A 24,362-nucleotide genomic window follows, 5' to 3' on the forward strand; every position below is an offset into this window, starting at 1 on the left:
GCGCCTGTCACCCTCCCGGATCTGGCCTTCCGGCTACCCATGGCCGCCACCATGCAGTAGCCTTCCAATTGGCTCGGTCCAAAATACCGGTCAGGTCACGCCGAAAAAGATCAACGATTTCAATGTCATCTAATGGTGCGGGGGGTCTCCCGCCGTCCGCACCATTTCGTAGACATCGTGACAGCCACTCTGGGAAGCCAGGCTCACGCAGGTCGCGGGACGATGACGTCCGACGATCCTTGTTTAGACGGAGACCTCAGGGTCGTACGAGCGTCGAGACACGAAGTCGATCCGTGTTCGTTGTAGGGGCGGCGCGACGACATTCCACGCATCGCGCGTCGGAAACATGCGCGGTGCGTCGGGTTGACGAAAGGGCGTCGTCGGGGCGGTCGCCCATCTCAGCGACGCCTGCGGTCCGCATAGACCAGCGCGGCGATCATCCCAACGACGGCGACGCTCGCCAGGACCGTGGAGATCCGCGGCGCGGGGCTGTGCACGGAGGGGGAGCCGGAGGTCCGCGCCGGGCCGAGGGCCCATCGCAGTGAACGCCGCAAATCCCCTGCCGCGTCGTGGCGGAACCACTGCCCGTGCGCGAAGATCACCCGGTCCGGTTCGAAGGCAACGAGCCGCTGGGCGGCCCGCGCCACCGCGCGGCGGTTCGCGCCGAGAAGCAGCCTGAGGTAGAGCGGCGCCCGGCCATCCGGCGCCACGATCCCCAGGGCATGGGCGAGAGGGCGCACCGGGATCGGGAGTAGATCGGCCTCCAGGTTGATCACGAGGTCGGTCAGAAGCAGCGTCCGGCTCGGACGGTGGAACAAGCAGATCTCCCGGAACACCGGCCCGGCGACTAGGACCTGGTCGATTTCGCCCGCCCAGACGCGGGGTGGGATGTTCGACAGATCGGCATCGATCCGGACGCCGGAGCGGCGAACCTGGCCCCGGTCCCGGAGGCCGGGCACTGCCCAGGTGATGGCGTTGGGGCACGCCGCCTGCCAGTATTGAAGGAACATCCAGTGGCCGACGCTCGGGGCGACAAGATGTCCGATGCGCCCGAGCCGTTCCAAGGCGCGCTGGAGGAGCGGATCGTGGGGAACCGGCGAATGCAGCAGCAGCTCACCGCCTGCGAGGCGCAGCACCGTCATGCGGATCGGCAGCGGCATGCCCCCCGGATGGACGGGCGGCGCGTCGACGATCCAGACGCCTTCGGCGACCTGTTTGGGCGTGTTCAGCGGCGGATAGCTGATTTCGTGCGCCACGCGTCAAGACTCCCGTCGACGTTCCCGGTCCCGAAGAAACGTGGGCTCGCGCCGATGGCTCCGCCAAGCGGCGAAACCCGGCAACGAAACCCGGTCAGGGAACGCGCCCGAGGCTCGGTATGCGGGCGATCACGGCGCGATACAGGCCCGTGCGCGCCCGCAGGAACGGCCGGCTGTGCGCGATCATCAGGAAGATCGCGTGCGGGTTCGTGGTGACGTAGCGCCAGAAAAGCCGCGACGGCTCCTCCTTGATTCGCCAGAGCCATTCCAGGCTCCAGCGCTGCATCCAGTGTGGCGCGCGCGTGCGGCTCCCCGACAGGAAGTTGAACAGCCCCCCGGAGGTCTTGATCATCCCGACATGGATGAGCAGCGGGCTGAACTCGTAGACGAAAAGCTGCTCGCGCGGCACCCCGAGGGCGAGCCAGAGGATGTCCGGCCTGAGGGCGTCGATCTCGCGGACCTTGTCGCGGAGCGCTTCGCCATGGAGATACCCGTGCGAATGTCCGACGATGCGGATGCCGGGATGGCGACGCCGGACGTTCTCGACGGCGCGTTGGTTCTCAGCCTCGCTCGATCCGAACAGGTAGAAGGTCAGGTTCCGGCGGATCGCGCCCTCGGCGACACTGTGGAAGAGATCCGTCGTCGCCACCCGCTCCGGGAGGGCATGCGTCCCGATGAAGCGGGACGCCACCACCATGGGCTGGCCGTCGGCATTGACGAGATCGGCCTGCGCCATGATGCGGGCGAAGTCGCGATCCCGGGCGAAGCGCGACAGGACCTCGCCGTTGGCCGAGGTCAGAAAAAGCGGAAGGTTCGGGCGCGGGCGTCCCTCGGCGGCGGTGAGCATCAGCTCGGCCGTTTCCGCCATGCTGAGGACGGCGATCGGCATGCCGCCCAGGGGGGTCGTCTGTACCACTTTCATGGGATCCGTCGCCAGATCCGCTGGTGGGTCGTCGGACAAACCGGGGGCCGGGCCGGTTGCATACTGTGCCACGGGATCGGTTCTCACGGGTGACCTCCGACCGCGGCGGACAGCCGCTTCGTACCGGTGTCGGTGATCGCCCGCGCCGTCGGCGGACGCTGCCGCGCGGCCGTGATCGCGTCGAGCGTACCCGGTTCGACCTCGGCGGGCGGGCGCATCTCGCCCTTCAGCCACTCTCCCCCGAGGGTGAGGGCGACGCCGACGAGAAGCCCCGCGACGAGCCCGAACAGCGCGAGGGTGATGGCCGGCGGCGGATAGCTTCGGTAGATCGGCTTGACGGCCTGCGTGATCACGCGGGCATTGCCGACATCGAGTCGGGCCTGCTGGCCGATTTCCCGCGCGCGCAGCAGGAATGCCTCGTAGACCGCGCGGCTGGCTTCGACCTCGCGGTCGAGTTCGCGCAGCCGGATCGATGCCTGGGCGAGGCCCACGGTGTTGCCCTTGGCCGCATCGAAGCTCCTCTCCAAGGCGGTCACCGTCGCGAGGGCGCGGGCGAGATCGGTGCGGGCGGCCTGTCCGTATCGGGTGATCTCCTGCTCGATGAGCTGGCGCGACAGCCGGATCTGCGAGGCGATGGAGGTGACCTGGGGGTGACGGGGCCCGAGGTCGTTGGCGAGTTCAGCCTGCTTGCGCGAGAGTTCCGCATACTGGGCACGCAGGGCGGCGATGGCCGGGGAGGCGAGGGCGGCTTCCGTCGCGCCAGCGTCGATGCGGGCTTCCTTCATGCGCTGGACCCCGTCGACGCGGGCCTGGGCGTCGGCGGCGCGCACGCGGGCCCCGGCGAGCTGGGCGTTGAGCTGCGTCAGCTGCTGGTCGGTCACCAGCACGTCGCGGGTGCCGATCAGGCCGTTCTCGGCCTTGTAGGCCTGGACCCGGCTCTCGGCCCGGTTGACGTCCTCGCGCAGCTCCACGAGCCGGGCCGAGAGGCCGGCGGTGGCGCGGTTGGCCGCCTCGGCCCGGTTCGCGGCGCCTACGGCCAGGTAGGACTCGACCACGGCGTTCGCGATCAGGGCCGCCTTGGCGGCCTCGCGCGACGTGGCCTCGACGTCGACGATGAAGGTCTTGCCGGTGCGACGCACGGCGATGCGCTTCGTCAGGGCAGCGAGGGCGGGCGTGGCCCCGGTCTCCGCTTCCGGAGGGAGCGGGGAAGACAGCCCGAGGCCCTCGATCAGAGATCCGAACAAGCCGGGTGCCTTGCTGGTCCCACCGAATTCGGGATCGTTCTCGAGATCGAGCTTCTCGACGACACGGCCGAGCACGCTGCTCGACGTGATCACCTGTGCCTGGCTCTCGACGATGGTGAGGAACCCGGCGGAATCCTGCCCGACCGTCGTCAATTCCTTGTCCATGAGGCGCAGTTCGCGCGGGTCGATGTAGATCTGCGCCACCGCGGTGAAGCGGGGCGTCGCCGCCTTGCCGACCGCGAAGGCGAGCAGGGCGCAGACCAGAGCGCAGCCGGCGATCGCCAACGCCCTCCGGCGCAGCAGGGCGTAGACGTGACGGACGGACAACGGACGGCCACCTGCGTTGCCGGCTTGGCTTCGCAGCGCAGGCCGGCGGTCGCTCGGATGATCTTCGTCGTAGACCAGCATCGAAGGGCTCCGTCGAGACCGGCCGCGGAACATGTCCCGCACCGGATTGCCGGTGTCATTCCCGGACCGATCCGACCCATTCCGGGACGGAAGCCGTTCTCGGGAGATGGCTCACCGAAGAGGTCGCAACCGACGCACCATCGGATGGAAGGAAGGCGGCAGGCCCGACCATCGTACCTCGGGCCGGTTAACGGGTCGGGTGCGTGGGGAGCAGGGATCGGTCGGCGGGCGAAGGGGCGGGGAGGGCGCGGCGCAAGCCCTCCGCGACGGTGACGCAGGGGATGCCGCGATCCCCGGCGAGGCGCAGGGCTGCCGAGAGGAGGCCCGGCGTGCATCCGTAGGGACTGGGACGGTCGACGACGTCGTGTCCGTAGAAGATCAGCCAGGCACGGCGGGCCAGAGCCGCATCCATCAACCCGGCGATCCGCGCCGGATCGGTCCAGACCTCCATGAGCGGGTTCGCGCGCAGGAACTGCAGGTCCGTGCGACCGACGTTGAGGCCCGGCACGATGCCCCGGCTCGAGCGGTAGAGGCCCGCCAGGGTACGCTTGGCCGTCACCGATCCGAATCCGTAGGGGAACGCGAAGCTCTCCAGGGGCAGGCCCGGCACGGTGGCCCGCAGCCGATCGCGGTTGCGGCGGGATTCGGCGACAAGCGCGGCGCGGTCCAGGCCCGGCACGAAGGCGTGACCGTAGGTGTGGCTGCCGATCTCATGGCCGTTCGTGTGCAAAGCCGCGATCTCGGCGTCGTCCGCCACGGTCCAGTACCGGTCGCGCTGGCCGATCAGCCCGCCCGAGATGTAGTAGGTGCCCTTGGCGCCATGGTCGTCGAGCATCGCCGCCCCGGTGGTGCAGGCGCAGGTCGGGGCGTCGTCGAAGGTGAAGCTCACCAGCGGCGTATCTGGGGCGACCAGGGCCGGGGCCGTCCGCAGATGCCGTGCGAGGCGCTGCTGCAGACGCGTGCGCACGCTGGCGACGGGTTCGACGGTCCCATCGGGCAGAACCGAAAGCATGGCGCTAGACCGCCGCATGCGGACCGCCCTGCCTGCGCAGGACGAAATCGTCATCGCCGTATCGCGCATTCGTCGGATTCAGGATTTCGGTATCGAAGGAGAGGTCACAGGCGGCAAGTCGTGCTTCGCCTGCCGCCGCCATGATTTGATTCACCGTCCCCTCCGTCCGTCGTACAAAGCCTGCCCTGGAATGGGACGACTCCAGGGCCGCCGCGTCCCGTTCCGGACAGATGCCCCACCGTCATTCTTTCCAACAGGGTAGTCGTACCCTAAAGGTGCCCAACGGGATTATGCACGACTCGTGGGATAGTTTTACAACTCTCTTTTCTCTCTGACTGATTCAGGGATATTTTACTCACACTTCGACGCTGTTATGCTTAATATCGTTCTGTTCTTCCGTCGCCTCGGCATAGAACGTACTTAGTGCCGCTCGAATCGTCGCAATCGGTGTCGAGCCGAACGACTGTATACAGAACGCCCGCTCGCGCGGGGTCGAAGTCCGCAGCATTGCGAGGATGTCGGGAAGGCTCAGTTCATCGGCTTCCCAGTGGGTCCGCGTGAAACTCTCGTGCGTGACCGCGTGGCGCGATCCGGCGATGGCCGACGCCGCGACGAAGGCGCCGTAGATCATGTACTCCGAGAAATCCCGGTCCCGGCACATGGCCGCCACCCAATCGCGGCCCGACACCGTCTCGATCCGGGCGGTCATGTCCCGAACGGTGGCCTGATCCCAGACGATGATCTGATCGATGTAGTCGTTGGCGGGCAAGGCGGGCACCGGCGTCGCCAGGAGGCGGGCGGCGGTGGCGACCCACAGCTTGTGCCGCGGCCGATCCTGCGTGACCCCGCCGACATGGACATGGAACGGCGTCGGGTTCGGATGCGCGATCCGGCCGAGGTCGAAATCCTTGAAGAAGCAGACATCGGAATCGATGATGCAGAAGCGTGCCTCAGGGAGCGAGCGTGCGGCCTCGATCTTCACGAATTGTTGGACGTGCCAGCCACTGACCGGCCGACCGTGGAGGGACCACCAGTAGCGGCGCCCGCGCCAGCGCAGGCCGAAGATCGGCCGCAGCCAGGAGGGCATGAACTGCGATTTGGGCAGGATCTGCCGATCGGCGCGGGCACAGGGCGCGAAGAGCTGCAGGTCCTCGTCATCGACGATGACGTAGTGCCGGCCGCGTCGCGGCATATGACGGTCGATGCTGTCGAAGAGCACGGTGCAGCGATCGAGATCCCCGCGGTGGCTGATGGTGATCAAGCCGACCGATTCGGGCCGTCCGGGAATGGCGACTTCGCCTTGGTCGCGCATATGTGCCTCCGTCGAACCCGCCCTGCAACCTCGGGCTGGCCCCGTCTCGGAGACCGGGGGCCTCCTGCTCGCGATCATCATGCGGCGTTCCGAGTCAACAAGCCGTACACGGCGAGGAACGAGAGCCCGTAAATCAGCGCGGAGGCCGCATTCAGCCCCAGGGTCCAGGATTCGGGGGCCGGGAACAGGGTGATGAGGGCCGCAACAGAGAGGGCCTTGATCAGCACGAGGGTGCCGGTGATGGCCGCGCGCAGGCCGAGATTGCCGAAGCCGAACAGCAGTTCGCTGTGGAACTCAAGAAGGTTGCGCACCGCCGGTACCACGAGGACGACCGTGAGCATTCCGTAGGCGGCCGAGACGTTGGTCCCGAGAATGTTCGGCCAGATCGACAATAGGGCGATGAGGGCGAGGAGGCCGCCGGTGGAAATGCCGGCGATCACCACCTCGATCCGCATGCTCTCCCGCAGCAGGGCCTTGGTGACCCGACCGGCCTGAATGAGCTTGCGCGAGTACATCATGTACATCGGACGTAGCGGCACCGCGGTGAGATCGATGAGCCGGATGGTGATGGCGTAAATGCCGGCCATGCGCTCGCCCGCCAGGGACAGGATGATGATCTTGTCGATCTCGCCCTGGGAGAGGAACAGGAAGTGCGACAGGGTATAGTACAACCCGTCGCGGAGCTTGCCCCGCACCAGCTTGGGCCGCAGGCGCATCCGGACGCGCGGATGGAAAACCACCACCAGCACGACGACGGCGACGAGGTTGCCGACGAGATAGTACAGGCTCCACCTCTCGGCATCGCCGCCGCCCATGGCCCAGAACGCCACCGCCGCGGCGGCGCGAAAGCCGACCGGCAGGGACACCAGGGTCGAGGCGGCCCCGAATCGGCCCAGACCGCTGTTGACCTGGACGAGGAGCTCGATCTCGCGCCACAGGGCGATCTCGACCACGATGATCGCGAGATAGCCCGGCAGCGCGATCACCTCGCGGAAGAGCACGAGGTAGAGCAGGCCCGCCAGCGCCAGCATGATCGGCAGGGCGAGGGCGGAGCAGGCGTAATAGGCGGCGAGATAGCCGCCGAGGGACGAACGCCGGCGGGCCGCCGCGCGCATCACCGCGGATTGGAAACCGAAGCCGGCGAGGCATCCGATCAGAACGCCCGCCGCCGAGACGGTGGCGAACACCCCCATGTCGGCGAGACTGAGGGTGTTGGCGAGCAGGAAGAAGTACAGCACCTGCAGGACGAGGCGGCCGCCGGAGCCCGCCAGCAGCTGGAAGTAGCCGAGAACGGCACCACGGTGCGTCGCGAACCGGGACAGTACGCGACGTCCAGATCCGGGACCCTGCCCCGGAATGGGATTTTGTCCCGGGATGGGACGGCCAGGCGGTACGGCGGGCCCGGCCAGTGTCGGATTGTGAGACAGGGTGGCGGTCATGGGCCGGGTGTCCGCAGGCGCCGTGCCAGGATATCTCTGCTCCGATCGAGCGCGTGCCGGGTACCGCGGGGAGGGGTGGCCGCCCCGGCTCGACATTCCCCGCCTGATTTCCCCCGCCTGATTTCCCCCGCCTGAATTCCCCGGCACGACGTCTCGGACCCGAACTTGCAGCTCCGTCGGCTTGGAAGCCACCGAGGTTTCACGATGACACAGTTCCGTCCCACACGGCGGACGATGATCGCTGGCGCATTGGCCGGATCGGGCCTGCTCGCCCGCGATTCGTCGGCCCGCGCGGCCCCGGGGGGGCCAGCCCGCATCGAATCGGTGCGCGCCACCTACGGGGCCGCCGTACGGGGCGATGCGCTGGCGAACGACCCGGCCTATGCCCAGGCCCTCGCCGAGCGGTGCCGCCTGATCGTGCCGGAAGGCAGCTTGAAATGGCCGGTGATCCGACCGAACCGCGAGACCTTCGACTTCGCCGATGCCGACCGCATCGCGGCGTTCGCGAGCCGCCTCGGTATCGGACTGCGCGGGCACACCCTCGCCTGGTACGGCGCCATGCCGGCGTGGACCGACGCGATCACCTCCCGGGCCGAAGCCGAGCGGGTGCTGACGCAGCACATCGAGCGGGTGGTCTCGCGCTACGCCGGACTGATCACCTCCTGGGACGTGGTGAACGAGGCGGTTCCGGACGACCCCGCCGCGGCCGGCGACCTGCGCCCCTTCGTCTGGAGCAACACTTTGGGGGCGGATTACATCCCCATCGCGTTCCGCGCCGCCGCCGCGGCCGATCCGGCCGCCCGCCTCGTCCTCAACGAGTACGATCTTGAATACGTCGGGGCGCGCTTCGAGGGCCGGCGCGCCGCCCTGCTGCGAATCGCGCGCCGCCTGGTCGAGTCCGGCGTGCCGCTCCACGCCATCGGTCTCCAGGCGCACCTCTTCGCCGATCGCCGGATCGACCGGGACGGACTGCAAGCTTTTCTTCGTGAGATCCGTGCCATGAACCTCGATGTTCTCGTGACGGAGCTCGACGTGATCGACGCCAGCCTTCCCGGCGACGTGGAAACCCGCGACCGGCGCGTGGCCGAGACGGCCCGGACGTTCCTCGCCGCGGTGCACGAAGTCGTGCCGCCGAGCGCGATCCTCACCTGGGGCATCAGCGACCGCTACACCTGGGTGCCGACCTACTTCACCCGGTCCGACGGATTGCCGAACCGGCCGCTCCCCCTCGACGCGACCATGCGGCCGAAGCCCTTGATGGCCGTCCTCGAAGACTTCACCCGGAGTGCCGCGTGAGCCCGAACCGCGCCGTGGATACCGCCATCGACATCGTCGTGTGCGTTCCGACCTTCCGTCGCCCGGACTGGCTCGCACGGACCCTCGATTCCCTGGTCGCGCAGACCACCCGTCGCCCCTTCGCCGTCGTCGTCGTCGAGAACGACGCCGGGGCGCGGCAGGGGGCTGACGTGGCGGAGGCGTACTTCGCGTCCGGCCGCCTGCGCGGGCTCGCTCTGGTCGAACACGCGCAAGGCAATTGCCACGCGATCAACGCGGCCTTCGGCACCGCCCTCGGGGCCTACCCGGCGGCCCGGTTCTTTCTGATGATCGACGACGACGAATGGGCCGAGCCGACCTGGCTCGAAGCCATGGTGGCGACCGCCGAGCGCACCGGCGCGGGCGTCGTCGGCGGTCCTGTCATGCCGCAGATCGCGCAGGGCGGCCCGCCCGCCCTGGCGCGCCATCCGGCGTTTTGTCCGGCCTTCGACACTAGCGGCCCGGTGCCGGTGATCTACGGCAGCGGCAACTGCCTGATCGCCCGCTCGACCTTCGCGCGGCTCGGGCTGCCGGCCTTCGACGTCGCCTACAATTTCCTCGGCGGCGGCGACACCGACTTCTTCATGCGGGCCCGGCGAGCCGGTATCCAATTCCAATGGGAGCAGGGGGCCGTGATCAGCGAGACCGTCCCCGTCGCCCGTACGACCTTGCGATGGCTCGCGGCGCGGGGCCTCCGAATCGGTGCGATCAACTACAGGATCGACCGCAAGCACAGGCTGGGCGGGATCGGAGGGGTCGTCATCGCGATGAAATCCGCGGTGATCCTGAGCCTTTCGGTGGGGCGTAGCCTTCGCATCCTCGCCAAGACCCGCCAGCTGACCTTCGCACTTCATCCCATTGCCGTTGCGGTGGGGCGATGCCTCGCCAGCATCGGCATCGAGCCTCAGCCCTATCGCGCGGCCACGCCCAAATGAACGTTACGCGGCCCGCATTCGGCCAGCGTGACGCGTCCGAGGGGCGCCGCGGGAGCGACGCTCACCACGCCCGGGCCGATGCGGCCGTGCCCGGCGAGGCGGCGGTGTCGGCGTCCGACATGGCCAAGCACCTGCACGAGCGCATCGCGAATCTCTCCGTGCCGCGCCTGCTCCGCCAAACGGTGTTCCTGGCGACGCTCCTGCTCGCCTGGATCACGCTGAAGCCGTTCGCGGACCTGTCGCGCCTCGACGCGGCGGACCTCGTGACCGGGCAGGAGACCGTCACCTACGCCACCTACGGCCTCCTGGCCCTCGCGGGCTTCCTGCTCGTGGTACGCGACCACGGCCGGGCACTGGCCTCGCTGGTCCTGCCGACGCACGTCGCCCTCGTCGGTTGGCTGGCCCTGAGCGTGATCCTGTCCCAGGATCCCACCACCTCGATGAAACGACTGGCGCTGACCGCGGCGGTGATGCTGCTGACCGCGAGCCTTCCGCTCCTGGCGCAGACCCGGGCGGAGTTCCGCACGCTCCTGGCCGTCGCGACCCTCGGTCTCCTCACGGTCTGCTACGTCGGATTGGTGGTCGCCCCCGATCTCGCGATCCACCAGCCGCGCGACCTCATGGAACCCGCCCTGGTCGGCAACTGGCGCGGCGCCTTCGGCCACAAGAACGCCGCGGCCGCTGTGATGGCGATGTTGCTGTTCGTCGGCCTCGCGGTGATGCGGACCGGAGGGCGCGTCTCCGGTCTCGCGATCCTCGGCCTTGCCTGCGTGTTCCTGGTGGGCTCGGAGGGCAAGAGCGCCTTCGCGCTCAGCCTCTTGGTGTTCGTGCTGACCGGGGCCTTCGCGGCGATTCGGAGCTTTCGCGGGCGCCTGCTGATCACGGTCGGACCGATCGTGCTGATGAACCTGTTCACCGTCGGGACGGTGATGAGCGATGCCATCGCGTCGATCGTTGGCGCATTGCCCATCGACGCGACCTTCACGGGCCGGACGGACATCTGGCGGTTCGTTATCGAGAGTATCGCTGCGCGCCCCATCGCCGGCCACGGCTTCGCGGCATTCTGGGGCACCCAGACCCTGCGCGACCTCTCGGACGACGGCGCGACTTGGGCCGGGTACGCCAGCCACAGCCACAACGGCTACCTCGACACCACCCTGACCCTCGGCGCCATCGGCCTCGTGCTTCTAGTGCTGGTCTTCGTGATCGGCCCGCTGCGCAACTATCACCGGCTGCAGACGGAAACCGGAAATGCCGGGCCGTTCGCCACGATGTTCCTGCAGATCTGGTTGTTCGGGCTACTGCTCTCGACCATGGAGAGCTTCTTCTTCGATCGGGGCGACCCGATCTGGCTCATGTTCCTGTTCGCGGTGTTCGGGCTTCACTATCTGGCCCGCTTCCGAACGCGCCGGTGAACGCGGAGCCGGCGCCAGCCGGGTCCTTGGATATCAGGATCCCGCGATCCCAAGATTCCAACACGATGCTAAGCCAGGCGTCCTCGCGGCCGGTCTCGTCGTAGGGCCCTGAGCATCAGGTCTCCGACGCGCCGCGCCGCCGGCGGCCACGGTCCGGCATTCGCGCCCGCAGGCCGTCCGCCGCGTCCCGGAACCAGGCGGCGCGGTCGATCTCCGGCAATCGGGTCGGACGGGCGCGCACGCGGAGCACCGCCTCCGCGTAGGCCTCCGCCGGCGCCCCGCGCGGGACCGGGAGGATCGCGCCCGCCGCGAGGAGTTCACGGTAGCGGGAATGATGATCGAACTCGTCGGCGCGCATCGGTGCCGTGACGACCACGGGCCGGCCGGCCTGGACGCAGGCGAGCACGCTGGCGCGCCGCGCCGTCAGCCCCTCGGGCAGGACGTACGCGAAGGCGTCGACGGTCTCGAACAGGCCGAACAGTTCCTCCGCCGAGGCGACGTAGCCCGAGACGACGACCGCATCCTCCAGCCCGAGTGCGGCGACCTTGGCATCGAAGACGCCCTCGATGCCGTCCGAGGCCTTGATGAAGGATCCGATGAACACGAGGAGGGGGTCTTCGCCCCGCGCCGCGAGGGCCGCCGCGATGTCGAGCACCGCCTCCGGCTGCTTGCCCGGGTAGATCGACCCGAAATGGCCGAGGACGACGCGGCCCGCCCGCCGGGCGGCGAGGAGGCGCTGGCGCAGGGGGCTGTCGGCGATGCCGGCCGGGCGGCTCAGGTTCGGCGGCACCGGCATCAGGGCGGCGCGGCGCGCCAGGAACCCAACGAGGGGATCGGCGGCGAGCTCCTCGCGCACCTGCGGCGAGACGAGGAAGATCGTGTCGGACAGGAGCAGCAGCGGCCGGAGCACCAGGCGGCGCAGCCGGTGCAGTCCGGCCCATTCGTGCAGGATCGTGAGGCAGGCGCGCCGGCGCAGCTTGGCCAGGGCGTAGACCGCAAGGGGCCCGAACAAGGCCCGCTTCCAGGCGACGACGGGGAAATTCGCCACCACCGCATCCGCGCGGCCGATGGCGGCCCAGGTTTCGGCGAGTCGGAACTGGCGGGGCTCGATGGTCAGAGCGTTGTGCACGCCGGGCTCGGCCGCCCGCAGCGTGTCGAGGAGAAGCTGGCTGAAATCACCGATGCCGCAGGGCGGGTGTCCCGCTCCGAGCAGGTGCAGGCTCGCGACCGGTGTGGCCGACCGATGGGGCACAGGCTCGGAAGATGCCGCGAAGGCACCGGCGGGCGACGGAGGCAGGGTCACGGATCGCTCGCGGTTGGGGGTTGGAACCGTGCCCGATGGGGCGGGGGGCCGCGCTCACGCGCCGAACAGCACGCGCTCGGTGTAGCTCAGGTCGCCGATCGGAACGGGGTGCGGCCCGCGGGCGTAGCGGGGTTCGCGCCCGTGAAGGTAGCGGCCGACCACGCCCGGCAGCGGCCCGTTGGCATCGAGCATCACGAACAGGACGCCGTGCCGAAGCAACAGATACCGCCCGATCGCGCCGAGCCATGCCGCCAGCGTATCCGGCTCGGGTGCGAAGACGATCTGATAACACGCCAGGGTCGGGCTCGCGGACCAGCGTGGCACGGCCTTGATTCGATGCGGCTGCAGGACGACGGCCCGCGCCGTCGTGGCGTCGCGGCACACGAGGACGAGGGAGCCGTAGCCGGCATGGTCCAGTGCGAGTCCGCGCTCCCGGGGCGACAGGATTCCCGCATGGCCCTCGGAGAAGAGCTCCACCCGTTGCCCCCGCTGCGGGCGGCTCAGGCTGGGCACCGCCAGCAGCTGCCCGCGCACGAAGGCCCGGAAGCCGCGCGCCTCGTGGATCGCACGCGTGTGCACGGACGCGGAGATGTTGAGATAGGTCACGGACTTGTCCTGCATCGCCCGCCCGTCGAGGAGCGTCGCCGCCGCGCGGAACTTCGGATCGACGTACCAGCTCGACAGGTTGCAGCGCAGGTGGGAGCCGGTGGCATCGGCGATGCGCGTGTAGAGCGTCAGCAGCACGCCGACCGCCACCCCGTCGTGATCGAGGAGATACCCGTAGCGCGGAACCCCGTCCGGCACGCCCCGCGCGACGTGACGGGCGAGGCCGTCGCGCCAGTACGCCTGCGGCCGTTCGGGAAAGCCGGCCGCGAGCAAACCGACCACGGTGTCGAGATCGGTTTCCTCGATGGGGCGGCAGCGCAGGGCTCCCGGACGCGGCGCCACCGGTACGGAACCCGCGCCCGGACCCGGCGCGGGTTCCGATTCCGGGGAGGACGAAGTCATGGCCGTGCTTCCTTTTCGAAAGGATCTGCCACGTTGGATGATCCTCCCTTAGAATACCGGTCGCTAACGCTTGGTTAGGGCGGGCGTCGCGCCGATGGCGGCGTCACACCCGGCCAAGCCAACTGGGACGCCCCGGACCTGAAGGCAGCGCGGGACCGGTCCGGGCCCTTGGCGAAGCGGTTCGATCGGACAAAGACCCTGCCTATCGAAGGTTTGCGGCGGCCCCTATCGCCGATCGCGGCAAACTCTCCCGGCGCTCAAACCCGCGATCATTGAATTCGGACACCGCGCGGACGTGTCGGACCGTCAACGAGCGGTCCGACGGTGCAGCCTTCGCGGAGGTGGCTTGAGGGGAGCAGCGAACGATCAGGGGGAATGCCGCATGGGCGGGGTCCGCAGCGCAACGCCGGCCACGATGGGATCGTGCGCGATCATGGGAGGCGTTGGCCGAGACCTGTTTACCTCATCGTCACCGGGATATCCTTGCGTGCCCAACCGAGTACCCAGGCCAAATTCCGAATATCCGGTGGAACGCCTGGAAAGCTGTCAGGATGCATCCGTGTGCGTGTCGACGAAAAATCCCTGATCTTCTTCGATGAGAATGGGCAGGACATACGTTTCGATCACACGATCGGCGGCTTCGATGACTAGAAAAATCAAAACCGAGACCAACGAAGCAACGGATAGAACGATAAGAAGACAAACCAACGAAAAACTTGCTTTGATTCCCCAGGCATGAGCGCGGCTGTCCTGGTTCATTTTTTCGGCACCTGCCACAGGAAATATTCGTCGCGTCGAAATGCTCACATTTTTATGCTCGAAACAACATCGCATTTAGAGGAATTTTCTACTTAGGCCAGGATACCCACAGCGCGCCATCGTACGCCTTTTGGTGAAGACTATACTTCCGGGCGTCAGCCTTGAAAGAAAAACAAATAGTCGTCATCGAGTGGACAAACACCGTGCAGGGTGGGCCAGACACGATCGTGTCTCAGTGCCGTCAGGTTCGATAGGCGTTGTAAAGCGAACGTATTCGTACCCTTGCGTCAGACGCCTTTAGGCATGACGGCTTGCGTTTCAGGAAGCCCGGCCGTCTGAGCACGGCGACAGGAAAACGTTCGCGCTGGATCGCACGACGCTCGCCACACCATTGCGTGCAGGTTGCCGTCCCGCGGCACTGCCTCGGCCGGTCGAACCCATCAACCCGTAACGAAAAAAGGGCCGCCTTTCGGCGACCCCCCTTTCATGGAATGTTGTCGGACGTTCAGTAGCCGTAATAGCCACCGCCGCCGTAGCCGTAGGCCGGAGCGTAGCCATAGGCGGGGGCGTAGCCGTAACCGACCGCGCGCGGGCCGCCGTAGGAATACCCGCCATAGGCCGGGTAACCGTAGCCGCCGCCATACCCGCCGCCGTAGGCGCCCGCCGCAATGGCGCCTGCTGCGAGACCGGCGATGCCGAGGCCCACGGCCGCGCCGGTTCCGATTCCGCGCCGTCCGTAACCACGGCCGTAGCCGCCACCGTAGCGACCGTAGCCGCCGCCATATCCACGGCCATAACCGCCGTGACCGTAACCGCCGTGACCGTAGCCACCACCGTAACCGTAGCCGCGGGCTTCGGCGGGGGCGGCGGCGAGGAGGCCGAGACCGAGGACGGCCGTCGAGGCGAGTGCGAGCTTGCGCATGCGAGAGTTCCCAGAGTTGTGAGGATTGATGCAACAACCCGCCAGACGCGAGACCGTTCCGTCCCGCCCGCGGCGCCGGATGGCGAAGCTGCGGGACGCGGGTCCCGGAACACGCGCAGCGTTGACGCGAACCATCCGGCAGTGCACGTCGTTGGCACCCGTTCCGTGGGAAGGATCCAGCCGTGCCGCAATCCCGGCAGCCCCTGCAATCGTCCGCCCTGGCTGCGGCTTCGCTCGCGACCCTGCGGCGCGGCGACCAGTTGTTCGAGACGGAGCGCCGGCTGAATGCGGTGCTCAACAACGCCTCGGTGTCGATCTTCCTCATGGATGACCGCCAACACTGCGTCTACATGAACCGCGCCGCCGAGCAGCTGACCGGCTTCACCCTGGCCGAGGTGCTCGCGCGCGATTGCCCGCTCCACGACATCGTGCACCACACCTATCCGGACGGCCGGCCGTTCCCCCTCGCGGAATGCGCCATCGACCGGGCGTTCCCCCAGAACAACCACGAGCGGGGCGAGGAGGTGTTCGTCCACGCCGACGGGCATTTCTATCCCGTCGGCTTCACCGCCAGCCCGATCCGCGACGACTCGGCCAACATCATCGGCACCATCATCGAGGTGCGCGACATCAGCGAGGAGAAGGCGGCGGCCGAGCGCCAGCGCCTGCTCCTCAACGAGCTCAACCACCGGGTGAAGAACACCCTGGCAACGGTGCAGTCCATCGCCGCGCAGACGTTCCGGGGCCAGGCCGAGGTCGGCGCCCGCACGGTGTTCGACGCCCGGATGGCGGCCCTGTCCACGGCCCACAACGTCCTCGTGGCGGACAATTGGGAGAGCGCCAGCCTGCGCAGCGTGGTCACGCGCGCCCTGGCGCCCCATCTTCTCGCCGAGGTCGACGTTGACCGGTTTCGGATGGACGGGCCGGATGCCCGGCTTCATCCGAAGGTGGCGGTGACCCTGTCCATGGCCCTGCACGAACTGATGACCAATGCGGCGAAGTACGGCGCGCTGTCGGTTCCCGAGGGCCGCGTCCACGTCACCTGGTCCCTCGAACCCATGGCGGACGACCGACAACGACTCGACCTGCTGTGGGAGGAACAGGGCGGCCCCGAAGTCGCGGCCCCGACCCGAAAGGGCTTCGGCTCGCGGCTGATCGAGCGCCAATTGCCCCTGGAATTCGATGGGCGGGCCGAGATCGAGTATCGTGTCGCAGGGGTGGTGTGCAGGCTCGAAGTGCCCCTGACCGCGTTGGGGTGGATGGGACAGGACGTGATCACCGGGCAGACTGCCCCATGGCAGACCGCCCCATGACGGTGCTGAATGGACGCCGCGTCCTTCTGGTCGAGGATGAGAGCCTCGTCGCCATGCTGGCCGAGGACATGCTGATGGACCTCGGCTGCGAGGTCGTTCTCGCCATGCGCCTCGACAAGGCCCTGGCGCTCGCCCGCACGGAGACGTTCGATGCCGCCGTGCTCGACGTGAACCTCGGCGAGGCCCGGAGCTACCCCATCGCCGACGTACTGTTCGAGCGCAGCCTGCCGTTCCTGTTCGCCACGGGCTACGGCACGCAGGGGCTGGAGCGGGCCTACCAGAGTGTCCCGGTCCTGCAGAAGCCCTACCAGCAGGGTCCGATGGAACACCTGCTGCATCGTCTGCTGATTTGCGGCGAGCTGGCACAGAAGGGGTCCGAGCCCTGCATGCGGCCCGGCTGCACCTGCCAGGCCTCCCTGCGCTCGCCGTCCGGCGGAGGGACGGGGTTCCAGGCCGACAGCCCGGCCTGAGCCCTCCCCGGCGGAGGCGATCGCCACCGGGGGCCCGACCGCTCGACTGCCCGCTGCTTCCCATGGTCGCCTGCCAACATCCGTGCGAACCGCTATGGTCCGGGGCCTGACCGCACGCGACGCCGAAGGGCGACGTCCCGCGCGTGCCACGCATGAGTGCCCCCATGAGTGCCACCCTCCTCGGGCTCACGACCCTCGCCTTCCTGTTCCCCGCCCCGGCGGAGCGGCCGGCCTTTCCCGATCCGCCGCGCGGAACCGGATGGGCCATCGCAGCGGTGGCGGTGTTCCTCGGCCTCGTGACCCTGGTGCCCCTCAGCCTCGCCTTGGCCGACAAGTGGGTGATGGACGCCCGGGCGGCCGAGTGCCGGGCGACGGGCGGCCGGATCGCCTACGTCTCGGCCGAGGGCCGTGCCCATCGCTGCGAACACCCGGACAAGTGACCGCCGATCCGCAGGCCGGGGCATCGCCCGTCGCCGTAAGGTGAGGCACCGTCCTCATGCACGCACGGCCGCTTGGGTCTCGAACAGCGCGCGGTACCGGCCCTCCGGCTCATGGATCAGGTCATCGTGGGGGCCGTCCTCGACGATGCGGCCGCGGTCGAACACCAGGATGCGGTCGAGGGACCGGACCGTGGAGAGCCGGTGGGCGATGACGATGGCGGTGCGCCCGCGCATGAGCCGCTCCATCGCCTGCTGGATCAGGGCCTCCGATTCCGAATCGAGGCTCGAGGTCGCCTCGTCGAGGATGAGGATCGGCGCATCGGCCAGGAAGGCGCGGGCCAGCGCCACCCGCTGGCGCTCGCCGCCCGACAGCTTCACGCCGCGCTCGCCGACCAGGGTGCCGTAGCCCTTCGGCAACCGGGCGATGAAGTCGTGCGCGTTGGCGAGCCGCGCCGCCCGCTCGATGGCCTCGGCGGAAGCGCCCGGCCGCGCGTAGGCGATGTTCTCGGAAAGCGACCGGTGGAACAGCACCGGCTCCTGCGGCACGATGGCAATATTCTCGCGCAACGAGGCTTGGGTGACATCGGCGATGTCGATGCCGTCGATGCGGATCCGCCCGCCGGTGACGTCGTAGAGCCGCTGCACCAACTTGACGAAAGTGGTCTTGCCCGATCCCGAGCGCCCCACCAGACCGACCCGCTGTCCGGGGGGAATCGTCACCGAGAGGTCGCGGTAGAGCGGCGCGGCGTGCCCGGCATAGTGGAACGTCACCGCCTCGAACCGCAGCGCCCCGCCCGTCACCGAGAGCCCCGTCGCGCCGGGCCGGTCGGCGACGCCGTAGGGCTCTGAATCGAGGGCGACGAGTTCCTCCATCTCGTTCACCGCCCGCTGGAGGTGGTTGATGTGCTGGCCGATGTCGCCGAGGTAGCCGTGCACCACGAAGTAGGTGGTGAGCACGTAGGCGACGTCGCCGGGCGTGGCGGCCTTCGTCCACCACAGCCACAGGGCGACGCCCACGATGGCGGTGCGCAGGGCGAGCAGCAGGCCGAGTTGCGCGGTGACGCTCCAGGTCACCCGCATCCAGGTGCGGCGGGTGCGCTTGTGCCACTTGCCCAGGATGTGCGCGAGGCGCGCATCCTCTCGGCCCTCGGCGCCGAAGGCCTTCACCACGGCGTTGTTGCCGATGGCGTCGGACAGGGTGCCGCCGAGCCGGGTGTCCCAGCCGTTGGAGAGTTGCGCTGCCGGGGCGATCACCTTGGTGGCGAGGCCGATGGCGGTGCCGACATAGGCCAGGGTGCCGAGCCCGATGACCGCCCCCATGGCGGGCCAGTGCCAGCCGAGGAGCACCATGGTGCCGAGCAGCACCACCACGGAGGGCAGCAGGGCGAGGAGCAGGGTGTCGTTGAGCCCGTCGAGGGCCCACATCCCCCGCGAGATCTTGCGGACCGTCGAGCCGGAGAAGCTGTTGGCGTGCCAGTCCGTCGACAGGCGCTGGACCCGGTGGAAGCCGGCCCGCGCCACGTCCGCCATGGTGCCGAGGGTGAGCGGCACCACGAGGGCCCAGGCGACGTGGCGCAGGCCGATATGGACCGCACCCAGGGCCGCCATGGCGGCGAAGGCCGGCAACGCCGCCGCGAGCGCCGCGTCGCGGTCGTCCCCCGCGAGGGCATCGACGAGGCGACCGGCGTAGAGCGGCAGGAACACGTCCGCGAGGGTGGCACAGGTGATGGCCGCGACGAGGCCGGCGACGAGGCCGAGCCGCGCGCGCCATCGGCGGAACACGAAGGCGAGGACCGCCCGATAGGCGCTTTCGCGCTGGTTACGAACAGACATGGGAACCTCGCGACGCGGATCGCGCGTCGTTCCGGAGGCCGCGGCACCGTGGAAAACCGGCGGCGGACAAAAGGACAAAAGGATCGGAAAAGGAGCGACGGACGGAAGCGGGACGCCCTCGGGCGCGCGGCTGACGTCAGATCTGGCAGCCGAAGCGGCTGGCGCCGGCACGGACGGGAATCGCTACGATACGCATGCGGCCTCCCTCGTCGGCGCGGGAACAATCGGGCGGTGGGTTGAGCATGGCGCGCGGTGATTCGCAAGCCGATCCGAAGGGGCGACACGCGGATGGAGGCAGGGTGCGTCCCTCACCACCGAGGGCTTCAGGCGGTATTGACGAGACCTTGGAGCAGCGTCCGGTTCGCCGCGACGAGATCCCATAGGATGCGGGTGTTGCGATCGTCGTTCGCGTCCATCCACGCGTCCACGGCCGTCAAGGCGGACGGTGTGCGCCAGTCGCGCATGCCGGTCTCGTAGGCCTGCCGGAATTCAGGGTGTGCCGCGTCGGCCTTCAGGATCGCCAGCATCGCGTTCTGACACGGAAGGGGCGTGGCTTCGAAGTAGGTCCATACGCCGGAGCGGACGCCCTGGGCGAACCACGTAAGACGCTCGACGAGACCGAACGCGACCTCCGGCAAGCCGTAGGTCGGCGCCTCGGGATCGTAGCGGCTGCACCCGGCGAGAATGCCGGCGATCCAGACGAGATCCTCGTAGGCCGGCGCCGCGAGCATCCGATCCAGGGTCGCGGACGAGAGAATGATCGGCATGGTCTACCTCGGCGAGGGTATCTGCCTCAGCGAGGGTACTTGCCTGGATCGCGCCTCGGAACCCTGTCGTCGCGGACACGATGCTCGGTGCCAACCCGTCAGGGCGCCGGCATCGGGCCGACGAGCCCTTCGAGCAACCCCAGCGCGTCCCCCACGGCCAGACGCCGGATCTCGCCCCGGCCGAGATCGCCGTAGCGCCGCTCCAGATGACGCGTCGGTTCGCCCGTGAGGGCCAGCCCGAAATGCACCAGTCCCACGGGCTTGTCCGCGCTGCCGCCGCCCGGGCCGGCGATGCCGGTGATCGCCACCGCCACATCGGCGCGGGCATGGGCGAGGGCGCCCTCCGCCATGGCGCGGGCCGTCGCTTGGCTGACGGCGCCGTGGGCGGCGATCAGCGCGGTCGGCACGCCGAGGGATTCGGACTTGGCGTCATTGGAATAGGTGACGAAGCCGCGTTCCAGCACCGCCGAGGAGCCCGGCACGGCGGTGAGCAGTCCGGCGACGAGGCCGCCGGTGCAGGATTCCGCCGTGGCGATTCTCCGCCCCGCCGCCGCGAAGGCGGCGACCAGCGCCTCCGCGCGGGCGAGCAGGGCGGGGTCTGCGATCAAGATCGACGCTCGGACGTCTCGGAGGCGGTGTCGAGGTCGATTTCCGGCAGGCGCACGGTGGCGGCGGCCTGGGCGGCGAGGCCCTCGGCCCGGCCGACGAAGCCGAGCTTCTCCGTGGTCGTCGCCTTGATGGAGACGGAGGTCAGCGGCACGCTAGCGATCTCGGCGATGCGGGCGCGGATGGCTTCGCGGTGGGCGCCGATGCGCGGGGCCTCGGCCAGCACGGTGATGTCGAGGTGATCGATCTTGCCGCCGCGCGCGCGGACGAGATCGCAGGCATGCGCCAGGAAGCGGTCCGAGGAGGCACCGCGCCACTGCTCGTCGGAGGGCGGGAAGTGAGTGCCGATGTCGCCGTCCGCGATGGCGCCGAGCAGGGCGTCGGTGAGGGCGTGGAGAGCCACGTCGCCGTCCGAATGGGCGAGCACGCCCCGGTCGGCCGGGATCTTGATGCCGCCGAGCCAGACGTGGTCGCCCTCCGTGAAGGCATGGACGTCGAAGCCGGTGCCGAGGCGGGTGAGGTAGGTGGTCATGCGGGCTCCAGGCTGAGCGGGTTTCGTGAAAGCGGCCGACGCACGTCTCGCCTCAAAGGGAGACGGGGCCGGAAAAGTCGCGGTCGGCGTCGATGAGGTCGGAAGGCTGGGTGATCTTGCGGTTGCGCGGGTCGCCCTCGAACACCACCACGGGGAGACCGGCCCATTCGGCGAGCGCCCCGTCGTCGGTGAAGCCGTCTAGGTTCTCCGCGCGCGCGGCGCGATGCGCATCCAGCAGCAGGCGGAAGGCGAAGGCCTGGGGCGTCTGCACGGCGCGCAGGGTTTCGCGGGCCGGCGTCTCGACCACACGGCCGATCCCGGGCGCGATGGTCTCGACGCGCTTGATGGTGTCGGTGACGGCAAGGCCCGGCACGGCGGCGCCGTAGGCGCGCCCGGCCGCCAGGGCGCGGTCGATGAGGGCGGTGTCGACATGCGGGCGGGCGGCGTCGTGCACGAGGACGAGATCCGGCGTCGCCCCCGTCGCCAAGGCTTCGAGCCCGGCGCGGACGGAGAGCTGGCGCGTGGCCCCGCCCGGTACCGGCGCCCGGAGTTTCTCGCGGTGGGCCGGGTCGAGATCGGCGACGCACTCGTGATAGAACGCCTCCGCGTCGACCGCGATGACGGGCTGGATGCAGGTGATGGACTCGTGCGCGGCAAGCGCCGCCAGGGTCCGGGTCAACACCGCCTGGCCGCCGACCCGGCGATACTGCTTGGGCACATCGCCGCCGATGCGGATGCCGCGGCCGGCCGCGACCACCACTGCCGCCGCCTCGAACGCGGTGCCGGCCATGAAAACGCTCCCACCATCGCGTTGCAAGGCCTTGCGGATTGTAAGGGCTTGAACGAGCCCAGCGTTTAAGCGGGGCATGGCGTGAAATCAAATCGCCGGGAGCGCTTGCGCCCGCCGCGGTTTTGACTATTCCTTGAGCACAATGATCCATGATGATTATTTGAGCGTTCTGCGCTCGCCCTCTTCCCCGTCGTCCGCCGTCCCCGGGTCCATCCCGGCGCCGGGCGGTTCCGGCCGGCCGGTGCCCGTCCTGCTGGCGCCGCTCTCGGGCGTCACCGACGTGCACATGCGCCGGATCGCCCGGGCCTGCGGTGCCAGCGCCGTGGTCTCCGAGATGGTAGCGGCGGCCGAGTTCGCGCGCGGCAGCGTCGAGGCCACCCTGCGGGCCGAGGGCGGGGGCATCGAGCCCCACGTCGTCCAGCTCGCCGGCTGCGCGCCCGAGCCCATGGGTTTGGCCGCGCGGATCGCCGAAGAGAACGGCGCCGACGCGATCGACATCAACATGGGCTGCCCGGCCAAGGTCGTGACCGGCGGCGCCTCCGGCTCTGCCCTCATGCGCGACCTCGACGGGGCCACACGCATCCTCGCCGCCGTGCGCGCCGCCGTGTCGATTCCGGTCACGGTGAAGATGCGCCTCGGCTGGGATCATGCCAGCCTCAACGCCGCCGGCCTCGCCCGGCGCGCCGAGGGGCTCGGGCTCAACGCCGTCACAGTCCACGGCCGCACCCGCCAGCAATTCTACAAGGGCGATGCCGATTGGGACGCCATCCGCAGCGTCGTCGAGGCGGTGTCGATCCCGGTCATCGCCAACGGCGACATCACCACCCTCGACGCGGCCCGGACCTGCCTCGCCCGCTCGGGTGCGGCCGGGGTGATGATCGGGCGCGCCGCCGTGGGCCGGCCCTGGCTCGTCGGCGAGATCGCGGCCGGGCTCGCGGGCCGGGCGGGCCCGACCCTGACGAACGCCCGCAAGGCCGCCTTCGCCATCGCCCATTACGAGGGGATCCTCGCCCTCTACGGCGTCCGCATGGGCGTGCGCCATGCCCGCAAGCACCTCGCCGCCTATGCCGAGGCCGGCGGCGGCCTGTCGGCGGACGGGCGCACGCGGCTCCTCACCACCACCGACCCCGCCGTGGTGATCGCCCTGCTGGCTTCGGCGTTCGACGGGGAAGCCCGCGGCGGGGCGAAGACGGACGCGGCGATGGAGAAGGCGGCATGACGGGCCCTGACGAGTCCCGCGGCCCGACCGTCGCGGCCCCCACCAGCGAAGCGGTGATCAACGCCCTGCCGCTGCCGGTGCTCACCATCGGGGTCGACGACCGCATCCTCCACGTGAACCACGCCGGCGAATCGTTCTTCGACCATTCCGCCCGGCTGATGCAGCGCCGGCGTCTCGCCGACATCATCCCGTTCGCCTCGCCCATCTCGGCCCTCGTCACAGAGGTCCGCCGCCGCCGGGCCAGCGTCAGCGAGTACGGGGTCGAACTCGTGCATCCGCGCTCGGGGCAGGAGCGCAGCGTCGACGTGTTCGCGACGCCGCTGGGCGACGACGGCGAGGCCGTGGTGCTCATGCTGCAGGAGCGCACCATCGCCGACAAGATGAACCGCCAGCTCACCCACCGGGGGGCGGCCCGCTCCATGGTGGCGCTCGGCGCCATGCTGGCCCACGAGATCAAGAACCCGCTGGCCGGCATTCGTGGCGCCGCCCAGCTCCTCGAGCAATCGGCCGACGACGAGGACCGCCTCCTCACCCGACTCATCTGCGACGAGTCCGACCGGATCGTCCGCATCGTCGAGCGCATGGAGCTGTTCGGCGACGAGCGCCCGGTGGAGCGCGTCTCCGTCAACGTCCACGGCGTGCTCGATCAGGTGAAGCGCTCGGCCCAGTCGGGCTTCGCCCGCCACATCCGCTTCGTCGAGACCTACGATCCGTCGCTGCCGCCGGTGCTCGGCAACCGCGACCAGCTGATCCAGGTGATCCTCAACCTCGTGAAGAACGCTGCCGAGGCCATTGGCGCCGACACGGTGGACGGCGAGATCACCCTGTCGACGGCCTTCCGCACGGGCCTGCGCCTGCAGATCCCCGGCTCGCGCGAACGCGTCAGCCTGCCCATCGAGGTGGCGGTGCGCGACAACGGACCCGGCGTCACCGCCGATCTGCTGCCGGACCTGTTCGACCCGTTCGTGACCACGAAGGCGCAGGGGTCCGGCCTGGGACTTGCTTTGGTGGCCAAGATCGTCGGCGACCACGGCGGCATCGTCGAATGCGATCCCGCGCCGCGCCGCACCACCTTCCGCCTTCTCCTTCCCATGTCGAGCGCCCGTGACGGGCGCGAGTCGAGCGCGGAGCTGTAGAGTCGCT

Annotated in this window: 22 protein-coding genes and 1 pseudogene; 8 read left to right on the forward strand and 15 right to left on the reverse strand. The window is 69.2% G+C overall.

Annotated elements, in window-relative coordinates:
- Positions 1-398: 398 nt before the first annotated feature.
- From ASG60_RS06430 to ASG60_RS06455, 7 genes are all read right to left on the reverse strand, one after another.
- A complete protein-coding gene (locus tag ASG60_RS06430; RefSeq protein ID WP_347379654.1) occupies positions 399-1,256 on the reverse strand; it encodes a DUF4336 domain-containing protein in 858 nt (285 codons plus the stop codon).
- Between the two features lie 94 nt (positions 1,257-1,350).
- Positions 1,351-2,178, reverse strand: coding sequence for a WecB/TagA/CpsF family glycosyltransferase (locus ASG60_RS06435; protein WP_082515361.1), 828 nt, complete (start codon positions 2,176-2,178; stop codon positions 1,351-1,353).
- Between the two features lie 83 nt (positions 2,179-2,261).
- Complete coding sequence (locus ASG60_RS06440; protein ID WP_056384565.1) at positions 2,262-3,830, reverse strand: GumC family protein; 1,569 nt, start codon at positions 3,828-3,830, stop codon at positions 2,262-2,264.
- A gap of 187 nt (positions 3,831-4,017) precedes the next feature.
- Positions 4,018-4,860 (reverse strand): polysaccharide deacetylase family protein, encoded by an 843-nt coding sequence (locus tag ASG60_RS06445; protein WP_162244778.1) that lies wholly within the window; start codon positions 4,858-4,860, stop codon positions 4,018-4,020.
- A complete protein-coding gene (locus tag ASG60_RS23020; RefSeq protein WP_162238659.1) occupies positions 4,847-4,996 on the reverse strand; it encodes a hypothetical protein in 150 nt (49 codons plus the stop codon). The genes ASG60_RS06445 and ASG60_RS23020 overlap by 14 nt, the downstream gene beginning before the upstream one ends.
- A 201-nt stretch (positions 4,997-5,197) precedes the next feature.
- Positions 5,198-6,154: a DUF6492 family protein gene (locus ASG60_RS06450; protein ID WP_056384569.1), complete on the reverse strand. Its 957-nt coding sequence runs from the start codon at positions 6,152-6,154 to the stop codon at positions 5,198-5,200.
- Positions 6,155-6,231: 77 nt separating this feature from the next.
- The gene (locus ASG60_RS06455; RefSeq protein WP_056384570.1) at positions 6,232-7,593 is read right to left on the reverse strand and encodes an oligosaccharide flippase family protein; all 1,362 of its coding nucleotides are present in this window, start codon (positions 7,591-7,593) and stop codon (positions 6,232-6,234) included.
- A 204-nt stretch (positions 7,594-7,797) separates the two neighbouring features.
- On the opposite strand from ASG60_RS06455, the gene ASG60_RS06460 reads away from it, so the two are divergent.
- The 3 genes from ASG60_RS06460 to ASG60_RS06470 are packed head-to-tail and all read left to right on the forward strand — an operon-like array spanning position 7,798 to position 11,257.
- On the forward strand, positions 7,798-8,889 hold the full coding sequence (locus ASG60_RS06460; RefSeq protein ID WP_056384571.1) for an endo-1,4-beta-xylanase: 1,092 nt from the start codon (positions 7,798-7,800) through the stop codon (positions 8,887-8,889).
- On the forward strand, positions 8,886-9,842 hold the full coding sequence (locus tag ASG60_RS06465) for a glycosyltransferase (RefSeq protein ID WP_056384572.1): 957 nt from the start codon (positions 8,886-8,888) through the stop codon (positions 9,840-9,842). The genes ASG60_RS06460 and ASG60_RS06465 overlap by 4 nt, the downstream gene beginning before the upstream one ends.
- On the forward strand, positions 9,839-11,257 hold the full coding sequence (locus ASG60_RS06470; protein ID WP_244476589.1) for an O-antigen ligase: 1,419 nt from the start codon (positions 9,839-9,841) through the stop codon (positions 11,255-11,257). The genes ASG60_RS06465 and ASG60_RS06470 overlap by 4 nt, the downstream gene beginning before the upstream one ends.
- 115 nt (positions 11,258-11,372) lie before the next feature.
- Here ASG60_RS06470 and ASG60_RS06475 read toward each other — a convergent pair whose 3' ends face one another.
- The 4 genes from ASG60_RS06475 to ASG60_RS06485 form a co-directional block, all read right to left on the reverse strand.
- A complete protein-coding gene (locus tag ASG60_RS06475; RefSeq protein WP_244476590.1) occupies positions 11,373-12,560 on the reverse strand; it encodes a hypothetical protein in 1,188 nt (395 codons plus the stop codon).
- A gap of 54 nt (positions 12,561-12,614) precedes the next feature.
- Positions 12,615-13,568: a hypothetical protein gene (locus ASG60_RS06480; RefSeq protein WP_244472888.1), complete on the reverse strand. Its 954-nt coding sequence runs from the start codon at positions 13,566-13,568 to the stop codon at positions 12,615-12,617.
- Positions 13,569-14,114: 546 nt separating this feature from the next.
- Positions 14,115-14,327: a hypothetical protein gene (locus tag ASG60_RS22555; protein ID WP_156398821.1), complete on the reverse strand. Its 213-nt coding sequence runs from the start codon at positions 14,325-14,327 to the stop codon at positions 14,115-14,117.
- A gap of 505 nt (positions 14,328-14,832) precedes the next feature.
- Positions 14,833-15,249 (reverse strand): hypothetical protein, encoded by a 417-nt coding sequence (locus tag ASG60_RS06485; RefSeq protein ID WP_056384576.1) that lies wholly within the window; start codon positions 15,247-15,249, stop codon positions 14,833-14,835.
- Positions 15,250-15,431: 182 nt separating this feature from the next.
- Here ASG60_RS06485 and ASG60_RS06490 point away from each other — a divergent pair, with 182 nt between their 5' ends.
- From ASG60_RS06490 to ASG60_RS06500, 3 genes are all read left to right on the forward strand, one after another.
- The gene (locus tag ASG60_RS06490) at positions 15,432-16,562 is read left to right on the forward strand and encodes an HWE histidine kinase domain-containing protein (RefSeq protein ID WP_056303346.1); all 1,131 of its coding nucleotides are present in this window, start codon (positions 15,432-15,434) and stop codon (positions 16,560-16,562) included.
- Entirely contained in the window at positions 16,544-17,032 is a 489-nt protein-coding gene (locus ASG60_RS06495) for a response regulator (protein ID WP_244476591.1), read from the forward strand. Before ASG60_RS06490 ends, ASG60_RS06495 begins: the two co-directional genes overlap by 19 nt.
- A 164-nt stretch (positions 17,033-17,196) precedes the next feature.
- On the forward strand, positions 17,197-17,472 hold the full coding sequence (locus ASG60_RS06500; protein ID WP_156398822.1) for a hypothetical protein: 276 nt from the start codon (positions 17,197-17,199) through the stop codon (positions 17,470-17,472).
- Positions 17,473-17,526: 54 nt separating this feature from the next.
- Here the strand turns inward: ASG60_RS06500 and ASG60_RS06505 are convergent, their stop codons facing one another.
- From ASG60_RS06505 to ASG60_RS23355, 4 genes and pseudogenes are all read right to left on the reverse strand, one after another.
- On the reverse strand, positions 17,527-19,305 hold the full coding sequence (locus ASG60_RS06505) for an ABC transporter ATP-binding protein (protein ID WP_056360098.1): 1,779 nt from the start codon (positions 19,303-19,305) through the stop codon (positions 17,527-17,529).
- Positions 19,306-19,628: 323 nt separating this feature from the next.
- Positions 19,629-20,072, reverse strand: coding sequence for a hypothetical protein (locus ASG60_RS06510; RefSeq protein WP_056384578.1), 444 nt, complete (start codon positions 20,070-20,072; stop codon positions 19,629-19,631).
- A gap of 98 nt (positions 20,073-20,170) precedes the next feature.
- The gene (locus ASG60_RS06515; RefSeq protein ID WP_056384580.1) at positions 20,171-20,680 is read right to left on the reverse strand and encodes a CinA family protein; all 510 of its coding nucleotides are present in this window, start codon (positions 20,678-20,680) and stop codon (positions 20,171-20,173) included.
- A pseudogene (locus tag ASG60_RS23355) lies at positions 20,677-22,000 on the reverse strand (bifunctional 2-C-methyl-D-erythritol 4-phosphate cytidylyltransferase/2-C-methyl-D-erythritol 2,4-cyclodiphosphate synthase). Before ASG60_RS23355 ends, ASG60_RS06515 begins: the two are co-directional and overlap by 4 nt.
- Before the next feature lie 142 nt (positions 22,001-22,142).
- Between ASG60_RS23355 and dusB the strand changes: the two are divergent.
- On the forward strand, positions 22,143-23,219 hold the full coding sequence (gene dusB, locus ASG60_RS06530) for a tRNA dihydrouridine synthase DusB (RefSeq protein ID WP_056384584.1): 1,077 nt from the start codon (positions 22,143-22,145) through the stop codon (positions 23,217-23,219).
- Positions 23,216-24,355 (forward strand): ATP-binding protein, encoded by a 1,140-nt coding sequence (locus ASG60_RS06535; protein ID WP_056268354.1) that lies wholly within the window; start codon positions 23,216-23,218, stop codon positions 24,353-24,355. The genes dusB and ASG60_RS06535 overlap by 4 nt, the downstream gene beginning before the upstream one ends.
- Positions 24,356-24,362: the final 7 nt, after the last annotated feature.

Source organism: Methylobacterium sp. Leaf469 (assembly GCF_001424745.1).
GTDB lineage: Bacteria > Pseudomonadota > Alphaproteobacteria > Rhizobiales > Beijerinckiaceae > Methylobacterium.

Bases quoted from the DNA above. Each gene is read 5' to 3' on its own strand.
- ASG60_RS06435 (WP_082515361.1), bottom strand. From the start codon at position 2,178: ATGAAAGTGGTACAGACGACCCCCCTGGGCGGCATGCCGATCGCCGTC.
- ASG60_RS06440 (WP_056384565.1), bottom strand. From the start codon at position 3,830: ATGCTGGTCTACGACGAAGATCATCCGAGCGACCGCCGGCCTGCGCTG.
- ASG60_RS06445 (WP_162244778.1), bottom strand. From the start codon at position 4,860: ATGCGGCGGTCTAGCGCCATGCTTTCGGTTCTGCCCGATGGGACCGTC.
- ASG60_RS06450 (WP_056384569.1), bottom strand. From the start codon at position 6,154: ATGCGCGACCAAGGCGAAGTCGCCATTCCCGGACGGCCCGAATCGGTC.
- ASG60_RS06455 (WP_056384570.1), bottom strand. From the start codon at position 7,593: ATGACCGCCACCCTGTCTCACAATCCGACACTGGCCGGGCCCGCCGTA.
- ASG60_RS06460 (WP_056384571.1), top strand. From the start codon at position 7,798: ATGACACAGTTCCGTCCCACACGGCGGACGATGATCGCTGGCGCATTG.
- ASG60_RS06470 (WP_244476589.1), top strand. From the start codon at position 9,839: ATGAACGTTACGCGGCCCGCATTCGGCCAGCGTGACGCGTCCGAGGGG.
- ASG60_RS06480 (WP_244472888.1), bottom strand. From the start codon at position 13,568: ATGACTTCGTCCTCCCCGGAATCGGAACCCGCGCCGGGTCCGGGCGCG.
- ASG60_RS22555 (WP_156398821.1), bottom strand. From the start codon at position 14,327: ATGAACCAGGACAGCCGCGCTCATGCCTGGGGAATCAAAGCAAGTTTT.
- ASG60_RS06485 (WP_056384576.1), bottom strand. From the start codon at position 15,249: ATGCGCAAGCTCGCACTCGCCTCGACGGCCGTCCTCGGTCTCGGCCTC.
- ASG60_RS06495 (WP_244476591.1), top strand. From the start codon at position 16,544: ATGGCAGACCGCCCCATGACGGTGCTGAATGGACGCCGCGTCCTTCTG.
- ASG60_RS06500 (WP_156398822.1), top strand. From the start codon at position 17,197: ATGAGTGCCACCCTCCTCGGGCTCACGACCCTCGCCTTCCTGTTCCCC.
- ASG60_RS06505 (WP_056360098.1), bottom strand. From the start codon at position 19,305: ATGTCTGTTCGTAACCAGCGCGAAAGCGCCTATCGGGCGGTCCTCGCC.
- ASG60_RS06510 (WP_056384578.1), bottom strand. From the start codon at position 20,072: ATGCCGATCATTCTCTCGTCCGCGACCCTGGATCGGATGCTCGCGGCG.
- dusB (WP_056384584.1), top strand. From the start codon at position 22,143: ATGATCCATGATGATTATTTGAGCGTTCTGCGCTCGCCCTCTTCCCCG.
- ASG60_RS06535 (WP_056268354.1), top strand. From the start codon at position 23,216: ATGACGGGCCCTGACGAGTCCCGCGGCCCGACCGTCGCGGCCCCCACC.